This is a genomic window from Methylocystis iwaonis (assembly GCF_027925385.1).
In the GTDB taxonomy this organism is placed as follows: domain Bacteria; phylum Pseudomonadota; class Alphaproteobacteria; order Rhizobiales; family Beijerinckiaceae; genus Methylocystis; species Methylocystis iwaonis.
On record NZ_AP027142.1, the window covers coordinates 1,020,603 to 1,040,294 of the forward strand.

Consider the following 19,692-nt stretch of genomic DNA (forward strand, 5'->3'; position numbering starts at 1 on the left):
TCGCGCTAAGATGGCCGCATGGCCACGAAACCCGATCTTTTCGGCGGCGCGCCGCGCAAGGCGCCCGCGCCCAAAACCGCCGCGAAACCGACCCCCGCGGAATATGACGCCGGCTCCATCGAGGTGCTCGAGGGGCTGGAGCCCGTCCGCCGGCGCCCCGGCATGTATATCGGCGGCACGGACGAGACCGCGCTGCACCACCTCTTCGCCGAGGTGCTCGACAACGCCATGGACGAGGCTGTCGCCGGCTACGCCACCTTCATCGAAGTGACGCTGGAGCCCGATGGCTGGCTGACGGTCAACGACAATGGCCGCGGCATCCCGGTCGGCCCGCATCCCAAGATGAAGGACAAATCCGCGCTGGAGGTCGTCATGACCGTCCTTCACGCGGGCGGCAAATTCGATTCCGGCGCCTATCAGACCTCCGGCGGCCTGCACGGCGTCGGCGTGTCGGTTGTGAACGCTTTGTCCGAGAAGGTGGAAGTCGAGGTCGCGCGCGAGCAGCAGCTCTACCGCATGGCGTTCTCGCGCGGCCTGCCGCTCGGCAAGCTCGTCAATGTCGGCAAGATCAACAATCGCCGCGGCACGCGCGTGCGCTTCAAGCCGGACGCCCAGATTTTCGACGCGAACGCCCATTGGAAGCCGGCGCGGCTCTTCCGCATGGCGCGCTCCAAGGCCTATCTCTACGGCGGCGTGGAAATCCGCTGGCGCTGCGACCCGTCGCTCATCGAGCCAGGCTCGGACGTTCCCGCCGAAACGGTGCTGTGCTTCCCCGGCGGGTTGAAGGACTATCTCGCCCGCGAGACGCATGACAAGGAGCTCGTCACCGACCAGCCTTTCTCCGGCAAGGTGACGCGCGAAGGGGGCCATGGCTCGCTCGAATGGGCGGTCGCCTGGTTCGCCGAGGATGACGGCTTCATCCATTCCTACTGCAACACGGTCTGGACGCCGGACGGCGGCACGCATGAGGCGGGTCTTCGAAACGCGCTATTGAAGGCGTTGAAGGACCACGCCGATCGCACTGGTCAGACAAAACGCTTCAAGGACGTGACCGCCGACGATCTGATGAGCCAGGCGGCGGCGATGATCTCCGTCTTCATCCGCGATCCGCAATTCCAAGGCCAGACCAAGAACCGGCTGATGAGCGCCGATGGCGCGCGCATCGTCGAGGGAACGGTCCGCGACGCCTTCGACCATTGGCTCGCCGCCGCGCCGACGCAGGCCAATAAGCTGCTCGATTTCGCGGTGACGCGCGCCGAGGAGCGCCTGCGCCGCAAGGCCGAGAAGGACGTCGCCCGCAAGACCGCGACGCGCAAATTGCGGCTGCCGGGCAAGCTCGTCGACTGCACCAATAATTCGGCGGAAGGCTCCGAGCTTTTCATCGTCGAAGGCGATTCGGCCGGCGGCTCCGCGAAGGAGGGCCGCAATCGCACCATGCAGGCCATTCTTCCCCTGCGCGGCAAAATCCTCAACGTCGCCTCGGCGACGAAGGACAAGCTCCTCGCCAATCAGCAGCTCGCCGATCTCACGCAGGCGCTGGGCTGCGGGCTCGGCGCGCATTATCGCGAGGAGGAGCTTCGCTACGAGAAGGTCATCGTGATGACCGACGCCGACGTCGACGGCGCCCATATCGCGTCGCTGCTCATCACCTTCTTCTACCGGCAAATGCCGCGGCTCATCGAGAACGGCCATCTCTATCTGGCCCAGCCGCCGCTCTATAAGCTCACGCAAGGGGCGAAAACGGTCTATGCCCGCGATGACGCGCATCGCGACGAGCTGATCCGCACCGTGCTCACCGGCAAGGGCAAGGTCGAGACCAATCGCTTCAAGGGCCTGGGCGAAATGAGCGCCGCCCAGCTCAAGGAGACGACCATGGACCCGGGTAAGCGCACGCTGCTCAAGGTGGTTCTGGTTGGAGAGGAGCGCGAGGAGGTGGCCGATTGCGTCGAGCGGCTGATGGGCAACAAGCCCGAGGCGCGCTTTGCCTTCATCCAGGAGAAGGCGGCCTTCGCGACGGAATTGCTGGATATTTGATTGGCCCCCTCCCTGTCCCTCCCCCGTTTCACGCAGGGCTGTCCGGGGAAATCATAGGGCCGCGAGCTGGAGCTGCAGACTAGAGAAGTCTCGGCCGGGCTTGGGCCTGATTGGCGGCTTGTCGATAAGCGCGATCGGCCGGCGGTCGAAGAGGAAGCGGCCGACGAGCTCGGCGAAACGCAGTGCCGCCATGTCGATCTTGTGGACGCAGGCGGCGATGCGCAGCAGGGTGAAGGCGATCATCGCGGCGAAGAGCTGCAGGCGCACGGCGTTTTCGGCCTCGCCGATGAAGCTCTTGATGTTGAGATGCTGCTTGATCCAACGGAACAGCAGCTCGATTGCCCAGCGGCCCTTGTAGAGCGCGGCGATTTCCGCGGCCGGGCGGCGCATGTCGTTGACGATGAGGACGATGCGGCCTTTGGCCTCGTCTCTTTCCACGGTGATGCGCCGCAGCGGCATGGGCAGCTTGGAATCGCCTTTGCTGGCCAGCGCCACCTCCTCGTCGGCGATCACGGCGAAGCCGTCGCCCCGCGCGCTTTCGGGGTCGAGCGGGCGGGCGGCGATCGCCCGGAAGCGGGCGTTCGCCTTCGGCCGGGTGACGAAGAAAGCGCCTTGCGCGGCGATCTCGGTCCACCAGCGATAGTCGCAATAGCCTTTGTCGAAGACATAAGCGGCGCCCGGCTCGATATCGGTTTTCTTGCCGATCTCTATGTCGTTCACATTGGCGGGCGTGACTTCCGCGCGAAGGGGCCGATTGGCGCGCGGGTCATGGACCACGTGCATTTTGAGGCCGTGAGTGCGGCCGTTGGAGCGGGCGTAATCGAGGAATTTGCTCAAAGGGATGGGCGTCGAATCGATGAGGCGGATCATGTCCGCGCCCTCCCGGCGCGTATGACGGTCGAGCGCGCCGGAGAGCATGGCGAAGAGATCGGCGAAGACGGCGACGGGCCGGCGGGCGTTGGCGTCGGAAAGGGTCGTGCGCGCGAGCCGCCGCGTCCCGAGGTGATAATGCGCGCGCGCGTCGGCGTTGAAGGCGGGAACGAGGGCGCGCAGGCTGGAGACCCCGGCAAGCTGGGCGTAGATGAGCGCGACGAGGTGATCCCAGCTCTTGAAGGATTTGTCGTAGGCGTCGCCGCCATGCCGCTCGACGATCTGCTTGAAGGCGCGCCGATCGACCGGCTTGAGCAGTTGGGCGAATACAGTAGAGTGCACGGGCATGTCCGGTCCTTTTTTCCAGTCTCGACAACCGGAAAATACCCGACAACCGTCGGGAAAACCGGGCATGCGCCCGCGACCTTTCGACTCATTCCCCGGACAGCCCTGCCGCAAGCGGGAGAGGGGACGCTCACGATCAGCATGGTCTATGAAGTCCGCAATCTGCCCCCTCTCCCGCGAAGCGGGGGAGGGTTGGGGAGGGGGCCAACCAGCTACCACCCGCTCGCGCCCGCGCCCGTCTGCCACTATAATGCCGCATCTCCGAAAGGTGATGCGTGAGCGATACGGACACATTCCCCGACGCCGGCGAGGCGCGCGGCGCGGCTTCGGACTGCGGCGCGATCCAGGATCAGGCCTATGCGCTCGAGCGCATGCAGCTCGCGCTCGACGCCGGCCGCACGGGCGTCTGGGACTGGAACCTCGTGACCGGCGCGGTGCATCTCGACGCCCGCGTGCGCCAGCTCTGGGGCCTCCACGACGACACCGAGCCGAGCTTCGACGTCTTCCGCAATGCGCTGCACCCGCAGGACAAACGCCGCAGCAAGGAGGCCGTCGGCCTCGCGCTCGATCCGACCTATGAAGGCGATTACGAGATCGAATATCGCGTCATCGGCGTGAAGGACAAGATCGAGCGCTGGGTGTCGATCCGCGGCCGCACCTTCTTCGAGAACGGACGGCCCGTGCGTATCCTCGGCACGGCGCGCGACATCACCGAGCGCAAGATGCGCGAGCAGCATGTGCGCGTGCTGCTGCGCGAATTGGTGCATCGCTCGAAAAACCTATTGGCCGTCGTGCAGGCCATGTCGCGGCAGACGGCGGCGGGCGCGCCATCCGTGGAAGAGTTTCAGCGCAAGTTCAGCGCGCGCCTTCAGGCGCTTTCCATGGCGCATGATCTTCTCGTGTCGCAGGATTGGCGCGGCGCCTCCATGCGCGAATTGGTGGGCGCGCAGCTCGCCTATTGCATGGACGTTCCCAAGGACGACCTTCCCGAGCATGCGCGGATCGAGGGCCCGAAGATCAATCTGAAGCCGGAGGCCGCGCAGAACATCGGCCTTGCGCTGCACGAGCTCGTCACAAATGCATTGAGCTATGGCGCGCTCTCCGTGCCGGAGGGAAGCGTCTCGCTGACATGGGATTTCGAGGACGACCGGCTCAACATCGAATGGCGCGAGAGCGGCGGCCCGCCGCTCGTGACGCCGCCGAAGGAAGGCTTCGGCCACAAGGTGGTCAAGAAGCTTGTCGCCCAGGCGCTCGACGGCGAAGCCACATTGAGCTTCCCGCCGGACGGGCTGATCTGGACGCTGTCGATTCCCGCGAGCTTCGCGATGTTGCGCGAGTAGCGCCAGCCGTCATTGCGAGCGAAGCGAAGCAATCCAGAGCGTCATCACGGCACTGGATTGCTTCGTCGCTTTGCTCCTCGCAATGACGGCGGGGGTCGGCAGCGGGAGCCCTTATCACGAGATCCGCATGATTGGTGCGGTGTCATTCCCGACGCTCGCGAAGCGAGCGATCGCGAATCCAGAGCCGAACCAGCGCTATTGCGGCTCTGGATTCCCGGTTGGGCTTTCAGCCCGCCGGGAATGACACGTCCCGATGTGAGCTGTTCAACGTGAAATGGCGTCACTCTGCGCCGCACGATAGGCGTCGAAATCATCCTTCGTTTGCTTCGCATAGAGCATGGCAAACGAAGCCAGCGCATCCTCGAAAGCCTCGCCCTTGCCCATATAGCCCGCGAGCACGGCGGGCCGCGACGAACGCGCATGGGCGCGCGCCAGCGTGCTGCCGCAGAGCTCCGCGTAACGCGGGAAGGCTTCGTCTTTCAGCAATTCGGAGATCGAGCCGAGACGGCGCGTCTTGAGATGGCGCATATAGAAGCGCCGCCCGGTTTCGGCGTCGTCCGCATGGGCGAGGAAAATATCCGACGCCGCCTGCATGACCCGCTGCCCAGTGGTCACGCGCTTTCCTTGCGACTCTTTCCAGCCTCCCTGGCCGAAGCGCTCCAGCACGGAAGGCCGCGCTTCCTTGATCTGCAAAGCGAGCGGCTGGTCATCTTCCGACATATAGAGGCCGATGGCGCAGAATGTGCCGACGCTGCCGACGCCCACGGCCTTGAAGGCGGTGTCGCTGAGCCGATAGCGCTCGAAAAGCGTGGCGAAGGGCGCCTGTAGGCCGTCTTGCACAAGATGCTCGAAAAGCTTCGGCAGATCGATGTCCGCGCCCGGATCGCGCAGCGATTCGAGATGTTGAAGCTTCGGCGGCTTGTCGACGAAGCGCCAACCGTCGCCGACCTTTTCGATTTTCGGCAGACCGTCGATGCGGTCCTGCGGGCCGTTCCCCTCATAGATCGCAGCGCTGAGCTTGTCGTGCAGCACGCGGTCGCGCAGGGCTTTGACAATGTCGCGCAAGTGAACGCGCACATTCCAGACCTCGATCGGCGACATGGCCGCGAGCTCCAGCAGGCGCGCGCGATAGGTCTTTACCGTGCGGCGGGCGAATTGGCGCGCTTGGCTTTTGGAGAAATTCATATCCAGCGCCGCCACTGCGACGCTCGTCGCCAAACGCCGCAGATCGAAGATGATGTCGACATGCGGCAGCGTCTCGTCGAAGTCGTTGACGTCGAAGAGGATGTTGCCTTCCGGCGACGAGAAGGCGCCGAAATTCATCAAATGACAATCGCCGCAGGCCTGCGCGGTCACGCCGGGCGCGAGCTGGCTTGCGAGATCGAACGCCATGACATCGGCTGCGCCGCGCAGGAACGCAAAGGCGGACTCCGCCATCGCTTTGCGCCGCATGGGCAGCAAGGATTGCAGACGCGGGCGTTCCGTCTCGGCAATGATCGCGATCGGATCGCGGATTTCGGGCGGGACAAAATCCGCGAGCGCCTCGCGCGGGACCGCCTCACGCAGGCTTTTCCCGAGCTTGTAGCAGTCGCGCCGGCCGAGGCCGGCGGCGTCGCGATGTCCGAGATCTTGCCAATCGATTTCCGTCATGAGCGGATGTTAGCCCGCCCACATGGCGTTACCAAGTCGTCTACCCAAGCAGATCGATCAGCGGCGCAATGAGCGGCGCGTCGGCGGGCGGCATGTCATATTTGCGCAAATCCCGCGCGCGCGCCCATTTCACCGCCTGGCCCTCCGCGGGCGTCACGAAGCCCTCCCATTTGCGGCAGACATAAAGCGGCATGAGGAGATGGAACTCTTCATAGGCGTGGCTCGCGAAAGTGAGCGGCGCGAGGCAAGGCGCCTTCACCGTAATGCCCAGCTCCTCCGCAAGCTCGCGGATCAGCGCATCCTCGGGCCGCTCGCCGGGATCGATCTTGCCGCCGGGAAACTCCCATAGTCCCGCAAGCTGCTTGCCCTCGGGACGCTGCGCGATCAGCACGCGATTATCGGCGTCGACAAGCGCGCAAGCGACGACGAGAAGGAGTTTCATGCAAAGCCCTATTTGCCGGAGATAACGACTTCGACCGGCTTGGTCTCGGCGCCGGTCACTGTGGCTTCCTCATATATCAGGCCGCCTTCCGTCACAAAGGACTGCTCAGGCTTCCAGATCACCTGCGTGGACAGATAGTAGCGGCCCGGCGGCACGTTTTCGAACTTGAATTGCCCGGTCGGCCCGGCCTTGGTCGTGCGGGTGTGGGCGACATAATCCGGGTCGGGGTCGTTCTTCGGGATGGACGAGGCGGGCGCGAATTTGGCGCCGTGGAAATAATAATCGAGGCGCGCCTGGGCGTAGCTCGTCAACGGTATCAGCCGCACGACTTCGCCCATCGCGTAGTGAACATGCGCGCCCGTTTTATCCGGCAGGAAAGCCTGGCCATGAATCGCGGCCTTGCCGGGCTTGTCGAGAAAGGCGGCCTCGGCTGCGTCGAAGCGCGCCTGTGGCGGCGAGGCGGACGTCGAATTGCAGGCGAGGAGGGGGAGAGGAAGGAGAATAAGGAAAAGACGCGATAGAAACATATGCAACGCCTTAAAAATGAAAAAATGCAGGTCTCCGGGCAATCGAGTGAATAGCGAACTCGCGTCGTTAGCCCCAATACCTCCCCTTTACGGGGAGGTCGGCGGCCAAAGGCCGCGGGGTGGGGCTCGCGCCGCAACCATTTCGATGGGGCTGGGCCCCACCCGACGCAGCTTCGCTGCGCCACCCTCCCCGTAAAGGGGAGGGATCGGCTCACGCCCAGCATCCACGCGATTGCCTGAAGAAGAGTTTCAGTATGGCGTGTGAAAAGCAAGCGCCGTCATTGCGAGCGAAGCGAAGCAATCCAGAGCCGCGCCGACGCCGCTGGATTGCTTCGTCGCTCACGCTTCTCGCAATGACGGCGGATGCAATTTGCGCGGCCAACCCGCGCCCGTCATTCCCGGCAGGCCGAAGGCCTGACCGGGAATCCAGAGCAACGGCGACGCTCTTGCGAGCCTTCAGGAAACTCAGCTCCGGTAATCCCCGTTGATCGCCACATATTCCTTCGTCAGATCACACGTCCACACAGTGGCGGCGCCGTCGCCGAGGCCGAGGTCGACATTGATGACGATCTCCTGCCGCTTCATGATCTCCGAGACTTCCTGCTCGTTGTAATCCGGATCGCGCAGGCCCTTGAAGGCGACGCGCACGCCGCCGAACCAGATGGCGAGCTTGTCGCGCTCGGCATATTCGCCGGCCTTGCCGACCGCCATCACGATGCGGCCCCAATTGGCGTCTTCGCCGGCGATCGCCGTCTTCACCAGCGGCGAATTGGCGATGGCAAGCGCAACCCGCTTCGCCGCTTTCGCGCTTTCGGCGCCGGTCACCGTCACTTCGACGAATTTGCGCGCGCCCTCGCCATCCTTCACCACCTGATGGGCGAGGTCGAGCAGCACGGCGTCGAGCGCCTTCTTGAACTCAACGAGACGCCGGTCGCTGGCCTTTTCGATCTTCGGCGCGCCGCGCTTCTTGGCGGCGCCCGTCGCGAACAGCAGCAGCGTGTCAGACGTAGAAGTGTCGCTGTCGACCGTGATCGCGTTGAACGAGCCCTGCACGGATTTGGAGAGCATCGTCTGCAGCGCTTCGGCGGCGATGGGCGCGTCGGTGAAGACGAAGGAGAGCATGGTCGCCATGTCGGGGGCGATCATGCCGGCGCCCTTGGCCATGCCGCTGATCGTCACTTCCACGCCGCCGATCGTCGCGGTGCGCGTCGCGAGCTTGGGGAAGGTGTCGGTGGTCATGATGGCGCGCGCCGCCTCTTGCCAGCCGTCGGGCCGCGCCTCGGCGGCGAGCGTCTCCAGCACGCCCTCGAATTTCGTCGCGTCGAGCGGCTCGCCGATCACGCCCGTCGAGGCGATGAAGACTTGCCGGTCGCTCGCGCCCGTCGCGGCGGCGGCGATCTTGGCGGAGCGCTTCACCGCTTCGGCGCCGACCTTGCCGGTGAAGGCGTTGGCGTTGCCGGAATTGACGAGCAGCGCCTTCGCCTTGCCGCCCTTCAGTTTCGCGCGGCACCAGTCGACCGGCGCCGAGGGGCATTTGGATTTGGTGAAGACCCCCGCGACCGCGGCGCCCTCGTCCATGATGGCGAGCATCACGTCGGTGCGGCCGGCGTAGCGAATGTTCGCCGCGCCGGCGGCGAAGCGCACGCCGTCGAGCGGCGCGATTTCGGGAATGGTTGCGGGCGCGAGCGGCGAGAGGGGGGCGTCATGGGCCATGGTGAAAACCCTGCGTATATCGATGCGGCCGCCTGAAGAGGGCGGCGCGGAGAATGTGTTTGCAAATGGGGTTTGGCGGCATGGAGCCGCGCCGTCAAGCCGCGACGCGCGCGGCGGCGGCATTTTGCGCAGTCATTCTCCGTTGCGTGCAAAAGTTTATACTCCCGTCACGGCGGCCTGCTTGTCTGGCTCTTCGCCGCAAAGCACTTTTCAAGGAGATTGATGTGTCGAAGCCTTTCTACGAAATCGGCGTGGTGTTATCCGGCGCCATCTCGGCGGGCGCCTATTCGGCCGGCGTCATGGACTTTCTCATCGAAGCGCTCGACGCCTATGAGAGCGCCAAGGCGCATCCCGGCTGGGACGGCCCCACGCATGATGTGCGCATTCCGATCATGGCCGGCGCCTCGGCGGGCGGCATGACCGCGGCGATTTCCGCGCTCCACGCCTTTCGCCGTCCCGAGCATGTGTGGCCCGGCAAGCCGTTGCCGCTGCCGCCCGCCAATCGACTTTATTCGAGCTGGGTTCACGACATCGACATCATGCGCCTTCTCGAGACCACCGATCTCGACGGCGCCAGGGCGGCGCAGGGCGTGAAATCGGCCTTGTGCTGCGACGTCATCGACGAGATCGTCGCTAACGCTTTCGAGCTTTCGGGCGAAATACGGCGGCCAAATTGGGTGGGGCGCGGCGCCTCGCGCGATCTGCGCGTCTTTCTCACGCTCACCAATCTGCGCGGCGTGCCCTATTCCTTCCAGCTCTTCGGCTCCGACGATCCGCGCCGATACGGCATGCTCAATCACGGCGATTATCTCGATTTCAACATCGGTGTGGCGCCGGGGCAGGCGGATGGCGCGCTGGCGCTGGACATTGGGAGCACTGAGACCGACGGTTGGGAGCTTTTCCGCACGGCCGCCAAGGCGACAGGCGCCTTTCCGGTCGGCCTCGCGCCGCGCTTCATCCAAAGGAACGAGCTCGATTACTGGCATAGCCAGCGGGTCGGCTTCGACTCCGATGGCGGCTTCACGCCTGTCTATCCGGACGACTGGGTAAAATCGGTCCAGCCCTATTCATTCGTCGCGGTCGACGGCGGGACGATCGACAACGAACCACTCGAGCTTGTGCGGCGTTATCTTGCCGGGACAGGCGGAAGCAACGAGCGCAGCGCCGACAGAGCGAACCGATCGATCATCCTCATTTCGCCCTTCCCCAATCTGCAGAAGACGACCCTCGAGGGCCGCGGAGAGAGGCTTCTCGACGTCCTGCCCAGATTATTCTCGACGCTGATCGATCAGGCGCGCTTCAAGCCGGACGAGCTGGCGCTGGCGCAGGACGAGCGCGTCTATTCGCGCTACATGATCGAACCGGAGCGGGCGCCCAATGCGCATCCCGACTCCAAGCTCTATCCGATCGCCTGCGGCGTTCTCGGCGGCTTCGGCGGCTTCCTGCACCAATCCTTCCGCCACCATGATTATTTGCTCGGCCGGCGCAATGCGCAGGCGTTTTTCCGCGCGAATTTCTCGCTACCTGTCAGCAATCCGCTGTTTGCGGAATTCCCCGAGGCCTTGCGCGAAAAATGGCTCGTGCGCGACATCGACAGCGGCGATCTGCGTTTGCACGACACCGAGCGCGGCAAGGAGCCGGGCCTGCCGATCATCCCGCTCACGCCGGAGATACAAGGGGCCACGCCCGACATGATGAAAGAAATCGCCATCGGCGCCAGCGATCTGCCGCGCCCTCAGGTTTTCGACAATCCGGTTGTCAGAGGCGATCTGCAGAGCGCGATCGAGAAGCGCGCCGCGACGGTCGTCGCCGCTTTGGTGGAAAACGATCTCAAAGCCTTCACCTCGGGACCGCTCGGCTTTTTCAAGCGTCTCGGCGCCCGGCATTTCGGAACGGATATGGTGGTCGCGAAAGCCAATGACGCCATTTTCGGCATTGGGGGCGCAATCGACAACGTCAGAAACGCTTTTTTCGAAACGAAAGTTTGAAGACGGAAAAATGTGCCGTCATTCCCGTCGGGCTGAACGCCCGACCAGGAATCCGGCCCCGTCATTGCGAGGAGCAAAGCGACGAAGCAATCCAGAGCCACATCGCTGCTCTGGATTGCTTCGCGTCGCTCGCAATGACGGAGCTGGTTTTGCTCTGGATTCCCGATCGCTCGCTTTGCGAGCGTCGGGAATGACATCGACCCGGTCGAGCGGTCGCCTTACTTCTTCTTCTCTTCCGGCTTCGCCGCCGGAGCCGGAGCCGCTGCGCCCTTGGCGGCGTCGGCCGGCTGGTCGGTGCGCTCGATCTTGGCGCCTTCGCGCAGCTTCATCACCAGGTCGCTCTGCGCCTTCTGCACGACATAGCGGGCGACCTGCTCCTTGACCTGATCCATCGGCGGGAAGGTCTTCGGGCGGGTCTCGTCGAGCTTGATGATGTGCCAGCCGAACTGGGTCTTCACCGGCTCGGAGATGTCGCCGGGCTTCATCTTCGAGGCCGCCTCGCCGAATTCCGGCACCATGCGGTCCTTGGTGAACCAGCCGAGGTCGCCGCCCTTGGAGCCCGGGTCCTTGGAGACTTCGCCGGCGACCTTGGAGAAATCCTCGCCGCCCTTCACGCGCGCGAGCGCCTTCTTGGCCTCTTCCTCGGTGGGCACGAGGATGTGATGGGCGTGGAACTCGGTCTCGGGCTTCTGGTTCTTGGCCGCCTCGTCATAAGTCGCCTTGATGGCGGCGTCGGTCGCGGCGTTCTTGGCGACATTGCCGAGCAGGGTCTCCATCAGCGCCTTGTCGCGCAGATAGGCCATCTTCCTGGCGAATTCCGGGGTTTCGGCGAGCTTGTCGGCCTGCGCCTTCTGCACGACGAGCTGCTCGTCGATGAGGAAGTCGATAATATAGCTGTCGCGCGCCTTGCCTTCGAGCTGACGCGGAATGCCCGGGCCGAGGTCCTCCATGGCGATTTTGAGGTCGTCGTCGGTGATCTCGACGCCATTCACCTTGGCGAGCACCTTGGCCTGCGCGGGCGCGGCGGCGGCCATCAGGGCGACGAGACCGAGCGTCCCGAAGGCGACGCCGGCCAGGGAACGCGCGTTATAGCGGGCATTTGACATGATATGCTCCAGAAATCGAGGCAGAAGGCCCCAGAAAAGCCGCCGCCACGGTCGGCGCGGAAAGTTCCTGCGTGACGAATGGGGCGTATCTATGCCGGAGGCGGCGCCTCTGACAACTCCCCAGCGCCGGTAGCGGGCCCAGAAAACGGTCCGATGACAGACAGGAAAATCTCCCGCGTTCTCTTCTGAGAATCGGCGAGCAGCGCCTCGAGATGAGAGAGATTGGGCGAATCCCCGACCCGCAGCAGAAGCTCGGTCAGCCCGCGCGGCGCGTCCGTCGCCCGGAACGGGCCGTCGACGGCGAGGCGCAGCACTTGCGTGAGCCCCTGGTAAAGGCTCGCGGCGGCGCGAAGCGTCTCGGCCGCGCCGGCGTCGAGCAGGCCGGCGTCGCGCAGTCCGCGCAGCGCCAGGGGCGTCGTCGTCGAGAAAATCGCCGGATGCGCCGCGCCATGCAGAAGCATCAGATATTGGGCGATGAATTCGATGTCGATCAGCCCGCCCGCGACCTGCTTCACCTCCCAAGGGCTGGTTGAGCCCTTGGCCTGCGCGATGCGCTTGCGCATGGCGAGCACGTCGATTTTCAGCTTTTGCGGATCGCGCGGCCGCGTCAGCGCGGCGCGGATCGCCGTCTCGACGCGGGCGGCGAATTCGGCCGGCCCGGCGACGACGCGGGCGCGGGTGAGCGCCATATGCTCCCATGTCCAGGCTTCTTCGGCCTGGTAAGCCTCGAAGGATTTAAGGCTCACCGCGATCGGCCCCATATTGCCGGAGGGGCGCAGACGAAAATCCGTTTCGTAAAGCGTGCCTTCGGCCGTCGGCGCCGAAATCGCGGTGATGAGGCGCTGGGTGAGGCGGGCGTAATATTGCGCTGTCGAGAGCGAACGCTCGCCCCCGATAGACTCCGCGTGCGGATCGGCCTCGTAGAGCAGCATGAGGTCGAGATCGGAGGCGGCGGTCATTTCGCGCCCCCCGAGCTTGCCCATGGCGACGACCGCCGCCGCGCCGTTCTCGATGCGCCCATGCGCCTTTTCGAATTCCTTGCAAACCTCCTCGAAGAGGCAGGCAATCAGCGTCTCGGCGAGGCGCGTATAGGCGGCGCCGGCGTCGGCCACCGAGATCGAGCCGGTCAGCACGCGCACGCCGATGAGAAATTTCTGCTCCTGGCCGAAGATGCGGGCGCGGTCGAGCGCGTCTTCATAGCTGCGCGCCTCGGCGAATTGCGCCGCAAGGCGCTCGCGCAGATCGGCGTCGCTCGGCAAAGTGTGGAAGAACGCCGGCTCCATCAAAGCGTCGAGCACGCGCGGGCGTTTCGAGATGGTGGCGGCAAGCTTTGGCGCTGCGCCGGTGATGGCGGCGAGCAGCGTGAGCAGGCGCGGCTGCGAGACGAGCAGCGAGAAAAGCTGCACGCCGGCGGGAAGCTTCTGGATGAGCTTGTCGAACGCAAGAAAGGCCTGATCGGCGTTTTCCGTCGCGGCGAGGGCTTCCAGCAGTTTTGGCGTCAGCTCCGTGAGGCGTTCGCGCGCGACGGTCGAGCGCGTCGCGGCGTAGCGGCCAAAGTGCCAGCCACGAATAGTTGCCGTCACCATTTTCGGGTCTTTGTAGCCCATGCGCGCGAGCGTCTCGATCGTCTCGGGATCGTCGTCGTCGCCCGTGAAGACCAGATTGCCGCCGGTGGCGGAAAGCTCGGGGGCGCTTTCGAAGAGCCGCGCATAATGGCCCTGCACGATGTCGAGCCGCTTCATGAGCGCCTCGGCAAAGCCGTCGTAACCGCCAAAGCCCATCATGCGGGCGATAGTCTCGACGCCTTCCTTCGTGTCGGGCAGCGTATGTTTCTGCTCGTCGGCGACCATCTGAATGCGATGCTCGACGTCGCGCAGGAAGAGATAGGCTTCCCGCAAATCGTCGCGCGCCTGCGCCTCGACCCAGCCGCTCTCGACGAGCTGATCGAGCATGGGCAGCGTCGCGCGGCCGCGCAATCTTTTGTCGCGTCCGCCGGTGATGAGCTGCTGCGTCTGCGTGAAGAATTCGATCTCGCGAATGCCGCCGCGCCCCAATTTGATATTGTGGCCGATGACGGCGATCTTGCCGTGGCCTTTATGCGCATGGATCTGCCGCTTGATCGAATGCACGTCGGCGATCGCGGCGAAGTCGAAATATTTGCGCCAGACGAAGGGCGACAGCTCCTGCAAAAATTGTTCGCCCGCGTAAATGTCACCGGCGACGGGCCGCGCCTTGATATAGGCCGCGCGCTCCCAGTTCTGGCCCATGCTTTCGTAATAGGAGAGGGCGGCCTCCAGCGGAATGGCGATGGGCGTCGCGCCGGGGTCTGGGCGCAGGCGCAGATCGGTGCGAAAGACATAGCCGTCGCTGGTGCGCTCGCTCATGATCTTCACGATGCGCTTGGTGAGCTTCACGAAGAGATCGACGTCTTCGGAAGGATCGGTCAGACGGGCGCGGGAACGGTCGAAAAAGACGATGAGGTCGATGTCGGAGGAGTAGTTCAGCTCATAGGCGCCGCCCTTGCCCATGCCGAGGAAAATCCAGCCCGAGGCGCGTTCGGGGTCGCGCTGGTCGGCGAGCTCGAGCTTACCTGCGTGCTGGGCTTGGCGCAGCGTGAAACGAATGGCGGCGGAAAGCATGGCGTCGGCGATGCGGGTGAGCGCCTCGGTCGCCTGCAGCGTGTCCCACGCCTTGGAGAGATCGGCGAGCGCAATGACGAGCGCCGCCTCCTGCTTGATGAGCCGCAGGCGGCGCATGATCTCGGCTTCGTCGTCGGTCTCCAGCGCCTTGGTTTCGTCGATCAACGCGCCGACGCGCGTCTGTGGATCGGCCGCGAGCGCCGTCGTCAGACGCGCCGGGTCGCGCGCCGCAAGATCGGTGAGATAGGGGGAGGAGCCGAAGACGCCGAAGAGCAGGTCGCGCGCCTTGGGGTGTGCGGCGAGGAAGGCCGCGAGCGGGCCCTTATCTTTCTCCAACACGCGATCGAGCGCCTTTTGCGCTTTTTCGGCGTCGGGTGGCGAGATGATGATTTTCACGCGGGAGAGCAGGGCGTCGGCGTCGAGCGTCAAGGCTGTCCTCTAAAGCTTCATCGGCGCGCTAAATGGCTGCGCGATTCTTTCCCTTAACACGCGAAAGCGGGTTCGGAACCCACGGACCGCGAGCCTTCAGGCTCGCATATCGCAGGGCGAGCCTGAAGGCTCGCGGTCTAGGGCCGCCCGGCGATCCGGGGATGGGCTGCTTATGATTCCCAAAACGCGGCGCTCTCCCCTTCTCCCGCTTGCGGCGCGAAGCGGGGGAGGGACAGGGAGGGGGCGTATCAGCGGTATGAACCGGCGAGATAGCTGACAGATTGGACCGGGAGCATTCCTGACAGTCAAGTTCGTGTCTTCGAGAGGAGATGCGGGCGATGCCTATCAGGGAGCGCGCGGCGGTGGAAGAGCGGATCGCTTTGTTTCGGGATTTCGACACGGGGGTCTTCACCGTGTCGGAGTTGTGCCGGCTTTACGGCGTGAGCCGCGAGACATTCTACGTTTGGAAACGCCGGCGCGAGAGCGGCGAGGCGCGCTGGTTCGAGGAGCGGAGCCGGGCGCCGTTGCGTGCGCCGCAGGCGGCGACGGCCGAGACAATCGCCAGGATCCTGGATCTGCGCCGCCGCTTTCCGCACTTTGGGCCAAAGAAGATCAGGGCGCGCCTCTTGCTCGGCGCCCCCGAAACAGCGTGGCCCGCGGCGTCGACCATCGGCGATATCTTGAAGCGTGAGGGCCTGATCGCAGCAAAGCCGCGGTGTCGCCGCCCGGTCGGCCGAGGCGAGATCATCGCCGGCTCGGATGCGCCCAACGGCGAATGGGCGATGGACTTCAAGGGCTGGTTTCGCACGCGCGATGGCCGACGCATCGATCCGCTGACGGTTTCCGACACGGCGAGCCGCTACCTCGTCGACGTTCGGATCACGCCGCCGACGCATGATGGGGTCAAGGGCGCGCTATTGCGCATTTTCAGCGACATCGGCCTGCCGGCCGCTCCGACAATGGCGCGCCCTTCGGCGCGACGGGCGCCGGTGGACTTTCGCGGCTTTCGGTCTGGCTTTTGAAGCTCGGCGTGGAGCCGCGTTTCATCCCGCCGGCCGCGCCGCAGCACAACGGCCGGCACGAACGCATGCATCGCACCTTGAAGGATGAAACGGCGAAGTCCCCAGCGAGCGACAGGATGGAGCAGCAGGCGCGTTTCGATGCGTTCCGGCGCAGCTACAACGAGGAGCGTCCGCATGAGGCGCTCGAACAGACGACGCCGGCAAGTCATTGGTCGCGGCCGGGACGGCTCCTGCCGGAAAGGATCGACGAGCCCTGGTACGACGCGGACCATGAGGTCCGCCGGGTCCGCTCCGAGGGATCGATCAAATGGCGCGGCGAGACCGTGTTCATCGGCGAGGCTCTGGCCGGAGAGCTGGTCGGCCTCGCGGAGCTGGAAGACGGCGGCCATATCGTCCGCTTCATCGGCCGCGATCTCGGCGTCATTGATCCTGCGCTGCGTTTCCACCGCTTCGCTCCGCCGCGCGCGCGGCTGCGCTCAGCAGTGGAAACGCAGCGCAAACCAGAGTAGCAATTCTGTCAGGGATGTTGCCGGTCCAAACTGTCAGGAGAGTTGCCGGTCGTTCAATTTTGGGCGTGATCCCGGCCGGGCCCCACCCGACCCCGCTGTCGCGGGGCCACCCTCCCCGTAAAGGGGAGGGATGGGGCGCACCGAAATTGTCGATCGGCGGAAAGGCTCTTACAGCCCCACCTGCACCAGCTTGCTGTTCGTCTGCAGCAGGTTGCGGTAGCGCGCCAGCGCCCAGAGCGGGAAGAATTTCCGATAGCCGTGGTAGCGCAGATAGAAGACGCGCGGGAAGCCCGTCGCCGTGAAGCGCGGCTCGTTCCAGAGCCCGTCCTGCGCCTGCGTCGCCTGCAGATAGGCGACGCCGCGCGCGACCGCCGGATGGTCGACCTCGCCAGCCGCCATCAAGCCGAGCAGCGCCCAGGCGGTTTGCGAAGAGGTCGAGGGCGCGGGCTCGTAGCCCTTGTAGTCGAGCTTGTAGCTCGCGAGATCCTCGCCCCAGCCGCCGTCCGCGTTCTGGATCGAGACGAGCCAGTCCACCGCGCGGCGATAGGATTCATGTTCGTGCGGCAGGCCGACGGCGTTGAGCGCGCAGAGCGCCGACCAGGCGCCGTAGATGTAATTGGCGCCCCAGCGGCCGAACCAGGAACCGTCCTTCTCCTGCTCCCTCAAGAGATAGTCGACGCCGCGCCGCACGCATTCGCTCGACTCCATGGTGTCGCCGAGCTGCGCCAGCATGGAGATGCAGCGCGCCGAGACGTCGACCGTCGGCGGATCGAGCAGCGCGCCGTGGTCCGCAAAGGGGATGTGGTTGAGATAATGATAGACATTGTCGGCGTCGAAGGCGCCCCAGCCGCCGTTCTTCGACTGCATGCCGACGACCCATTCCTTGGCGCGGGCGATGCGCTCGGCATAGGGCTTTTTCTCTTCGGCGCTGGTGAGACGGTCCATGGCGGTCGCGACGACGGCGGTGTCGTCGACATCCGGATAATGCGCATTGGCGTATTGGAAGGCCCAGCCGCCGGGCCGCAGATCGGGCCGCTGAACCGCCCAATCGCCCTTCACATCCAGCACCTGCAGGGGCGCGAGCCAGTCGCAGGCGGCCCGCGCCTTTTCGCGCGCGTCGGCGTCGCCGGTCTCGAGCAGCGCATGCGCTACGAGCGAGGTGTCCCACACCGGCGAGACGCAGGGCTGGCAATAGGCTTCCGTCTCATTGACGACGAGCAGCCGCTCGATCGACTCGCGCGCATCCTTCACGCGCTGGTCGGTCTCGGGGATGCCGAGCGCGTCATACATCAGCAGGCTGTTGACCATCGCCGGGAAGATGGCGCCGAGGCCATCGACGCCGTTGAGGCGCTCGGTCGTCCAGCGTTCGGCGAGCTGAACGGAATAGTCGCGCGAGCGCTTCGGCATATGAGGCTCGAGCAGGCGCAGCAGCTTGTCGATCTCGCCGAAAATATGCGCCCAGGGCCAGGTCTGATGCTCGCCCTTCGGCCAGACTTTCACCTCTTCCGGCGGCGTCGTGAAGAGCTCCTGGATGTGGATGTCCTTCGGGTTCTTGGCGCAGGGCTTATAGGTCATAAGGACAAGGAGCGGCACGAGAACGGTGCGGCCCCAATAGGAAATCTTGTCAAGATGGAAGGGGAACCAGCTCGGCAGCAACATGATCTCGACCGGCATCACTGGCACGCCGTGCCACGGGATCTGGCCGTAAAGCGCCAGCAGCGAGCGCGTGAAGACATTGGAGGTCGCCGCGCCGCCATGGGCGAGGATCGCCGCGCGGGCGCGCGCCATGTGCGGAGCGTCGATGTCGTCGCCGATCATCTTGAGCGCGAAATAGGCCTTCACGCTCGCCGAGATGTTGAAGGCGCCGTCCTGGAATAGCGGCCAGCCGCCGTGATCGCCCTGCATGCGGCGCAGATAGACCGCGATCTTGCGCTCCAGCTCGGCGTCGACCGGCTCGGCGCGGAAATGGCGCATCAGCACATATTCGGCGGGGATGGTGGTGTCGGCCTCGAGCTCGAAGCACCAATGGCCGTCCGCCTTGCCGAGGTCCAGAAGCGCGTGTTTGGCGCTTTGGATGCTCGCTTCGAGCGCATCTGCGATCGGGGCGTCACTGGCGCGAAGGGCTGCGGTCATGGTTTGTCCTTTTTGCTCAATTTCATAGCGCTATGCGATGCGAAGCGTGGCGGTTTCCGCTGCGTCGCCCTCGCCATGCGGCGTGACGACGATCTCGACGTCCTGGCCCAGCGCGACGAGGAAGCGCAGGAGCCGCTCCAGGGAAAACTGCCGGAAGTCGCCGCGCAGCATTTTGGAGACGTCCGGCTGCCTGACGCCGAAGAGCCGCGCAGCCTCGACCTGTTTGAGACCGCGCGCCTTCAGAAGCGCTTCGATCTTACGGACCAGCTGCGCCTTGAGGATGTGATCCTCCGCATGTCTCGGCGTCGGCTGGCTTTCACTCATCTTATCAAGCCTGTTCAAGCCTGTTCTTCCGCCCGGCTCGCGAGCGTGGTTCAACTATAGTGATTTAACCATATGGTCAAGGCTGGGGCCACCAGATTGGACCGCGCGCCTTCAGGCGCGCCGCCAGAATGCGCGCCCAAAGGCGCGCGGTCCTGAGTGATGGCGCATCGCTTGCTACCCGAATTCGAACCCGCCTCTTTCGACCCGAGGCGCTCGACATTGTTCGAAAGGGGCAGGCCCATGGACGAGCTTTTTGTGATTTGTCGAACAGTCGAGATCGACGACGCGCAGGCCCACGGCTTCGTGCTGATGAAGGCGGAAGAGAGTGGCGAAACCTCGCCCTGGCCGATCATCGTCACGCGCAAGGGCAACAACTTCTACGGTTTCGAAAATGTGTGCCCGCATGAGGGTCTCCGGCTCGACGCGCAGCCGGGCCAGTTCATGGACGAGGAAGGCAATTTCCTCGAATGCGGCCGGCACCATGCACAATTCGACATCGACACGGGCGAATGTTTCATCGGTCCCTGCCAGGGGCGGCGTCTGACTCCCGTCAAGCTCGTCATCGACGACGGCGACGTCTGCGTGACCGGCGTGATGCTTGCAGACGAATGAGAAAGGGGA

15 protein-coding genes are annotated in these 19,692 nt (G+C 64.7%); 6 read left to right on the forward strand and 9 right to left on the reverse strand.

Annotated elements, in window-relative coordinates:
* The first annotated feature begins 18 nt into the window (after window positions 1–18).
* Window positions 19–2,034, forward strand: coding sequence for a DNA topoisomerase IV subunit B (parE, locus tag QMG84_RS04900; RefSeq protein WP_202074145.1), 2,016 nt, complete (start codon window positions 19–21; stop codon window positions 2,032–2,034).
* 51 nt (window positions 2,035–2,085) lie between these two features.
* Here the strand turns inward: parE and QMG84_RS04905 are convergent, their stop codons facing one another.
* The gene (locus QMG84_RS04905; RefSeq protein ID WP_281927877.1) at window positions 2,086–3,252 is read right to left on the reverse strand and encodes an IS4 family transposase; all 1,167 of its coding nucleotides are present in this window, start codon (window positions 3,250–3,252) and stop codon (window positions 2,086–2,088) included.
* Window positions 3,253–3,524: 272 nt separating this feature from the next.
* Here QMG84_RS04905 and QMG84_RS04910 point away from each other — a divergent pair, with 272 nt between their 5' ends.
* Window positions 3,525–4,589, forward strand: a complete 1,065-nt coding sequence (locus QMG84_RS04910) for a sensor histidine kinase (RefSeq protein ID WP_281930856.1) — start codon at window positions 3,525–3,527, stop codon at window positions 4,587–4,589.
* 264 nt (window positions 4,590–4,853) lie between these two features.
* Here the strand turns inward: QMG84_RS04910 and QMG84_RS04915 are convergent, their stop codons facing one another.
* From QMG84_RS04915 to argJ, 4 genes are all read right to left on the reverse strand, one after another.
* A complete protein-coding gene (locus QMG84_RS04915; RefSeq protein ID WP_281930858.1) occupies window positions 4,854–6,239 on the reverse strand; it encodes a DUF2252 domain-containing protein in 1,386 nt (461 codons plus the stop codon).
* A 40-nt stretch (window positions 6,240–6,279) separates the two neighbouring features.
* The gene (mutT, locus tag QMG84_RS04920) at window positions 6,280–6,681 is read right to left on the reverse strand and encodes an 8-oxo-dGTP diphosphatase MutT (RefSeq protein ID WP_202074147.1); all 402 of its coding nucleotides are present in this window, start codon (window positions 6,679–6,681) and stop codon (window positions 6,280–6,282) included.
* 8 nt (window positions 6,682–6,689) lie between these two features.
* On the reverse strand, window positions 6,690–7,208 hold the full coding sequence (locus tag QMG84_RS04925) for a carboxypeptidase regulatory-like domain-containing protein (RefSeq protein ID WP_281930860.1): 519 nt from the start codon (window positions 7,206–7,208) through the stop codon (window positions 6,690–6,692).
* Between the two features lie 465 nt (window positions 7,209–7,673).
* Window positions 7,674–8,921 carry a bifunctional glutamate N-acetyltransferase/amino-acid acetyltransferase ArgJ gene (gene argJ, locus QMG84_RS04930; RefSeq protein ID WP_281930862.1) on the reverse strand — a complete coding sequence of 416 codons (1,248 nt, stop codon included), beginning with the start codon at window positions 8,919–8,921 and terminating at the stop codon, window positions 7,674–7,676.
* 224 nt (window positions 8,922–9,145) lie between these two features.
* On the opposite strand from argJ, the gene QMG84_RS04935 reads away from it, so the two are divergent.
* Complete coding sequence (locus QMG84_RS04935) at window positions 9,146–10,909, forward strand: patatin-like phospholipase family protein (protein WP_281930865.1); 1,764 nt, start codon at window positions 9,146–9,148, stop codon at window positions 10,907–10,909.
* A gap of 218 nt (window positions 10,910–11,127) precedes the next feature.
* Here QMG84_RS04935 and QMG84_RS04940 read toward each other — a convergent pair whose 3' ends face one another.
* Complete coding sequence (locus tag QMG84_RS04940) at window positions 11,128–12,015, reverse strand: peptidylprolyl isomerase (protein ID WP_281930867.1); 888 nt, start codon at window positions 12,013–12,015, stop codon at window positions 11,128–11,130.
* An 89-nt stretch (window positions 12,016–12,104) separates the two neighbouring features.
* Window positions 12,105–15,083, reverse strand: a complete 2,979-nt coding sequence (locus QMG84_RS04945; RefSeq protein WP_281930869.1) for a bifunctional [glutamine synthetase] adenylyltransferase/[glutamine synthetase]-adenylyl-L-tyrosine phosphorylase — start codon at window positions 15,081–15,083, stop codon at window positions 12,105–12,107.
* A gap of 338 nt (window positions 15,084–15,421) precedes the next feature.
* On the opposite strand from QMG84_RS04945, the gene QMG84_RS04950 reads away from it, so the two are divergent.
* Together QMG84_RS04950 and QMG84_RS04955 are read left to right on the forward strand one after the other, a co-directional pair.
* Window positions 15,422–16,105 (forward strand): helix-turn-helix domain-containing protein, encoded by a 684-nt coding sequence (locus tag QMG84_RS04950; RefSeq protein ID WP_281930871.1) that lies wholly within the window; start codon window positions 15,422–15,424, stop codon window positions 16,103–16,105.
* A gap of 8 nt (window positions 16,106–16,113) precedes the next feature.
* A complete protein-coding gene (locus QMG84_RS04955) occupies window positions 16,114–16,614 on the forward strand; it encodes an integrase core domain-containing protein (RefSeq protein WP_281930873.1) in 501 nt (166 codons plus the stop codon).
* A 168-nt stretch (window positions 16,615–16,782) separates the two neighbouring features.
* Here the strand turns inward: QMG84_RS04955 and shc are convergent, their stop codons facing one another.
* Both shc and QMG84_RS04965 read right to left on the reverse strand, forming a co-directional pair.
* Window positions 16,783–18,747 carry a squalene--hopene cyclase gene (gene shc, locus QMG84_RS04960; RefSeq protein ID WP_281930875.1) on the reverse strand — a complete coding sequence of 655 codons (1,965 nt, stop codon included), beginning with the start codon at window positions 18,745–18,747 and terminating at the stop codon, window positions 16,783–16,785.
* 30 nt (window positions 18,748–18,777) lie between these two features.
* On the reverse strand, window positions 18,778–19,071 hold the full coding sequence (locus QMG84_RS04965) for a helix-turn-helix domain-containing protein (RefSeq protein ID WP_165051025.1): 294 nt from the start codon (window positions 19,069–19,071) through the stop codon (window positions 18,778–18,780).
* A 240-nt stretch (window positions 19,072–19,311) separates the two neighbouring features.
* On the opposite strand from QMG84_RS04965, the gene QMG84_RS04970 reads away from it, so the two are divergent.
* Window positions 19,312–19,683 (forward strand): Rieske (2Fe-2S) protein, encoded by a 372-nt coding sequence (locus tag QMG84_RS04970; protein WP_281930877.1) that lies wholly within the window; start codon window positions 19,312–19,314, stop codon window positions 19,681–19,683.
* Window positions 19,684–19,692 lie beyond the last annotated feature (9 nt).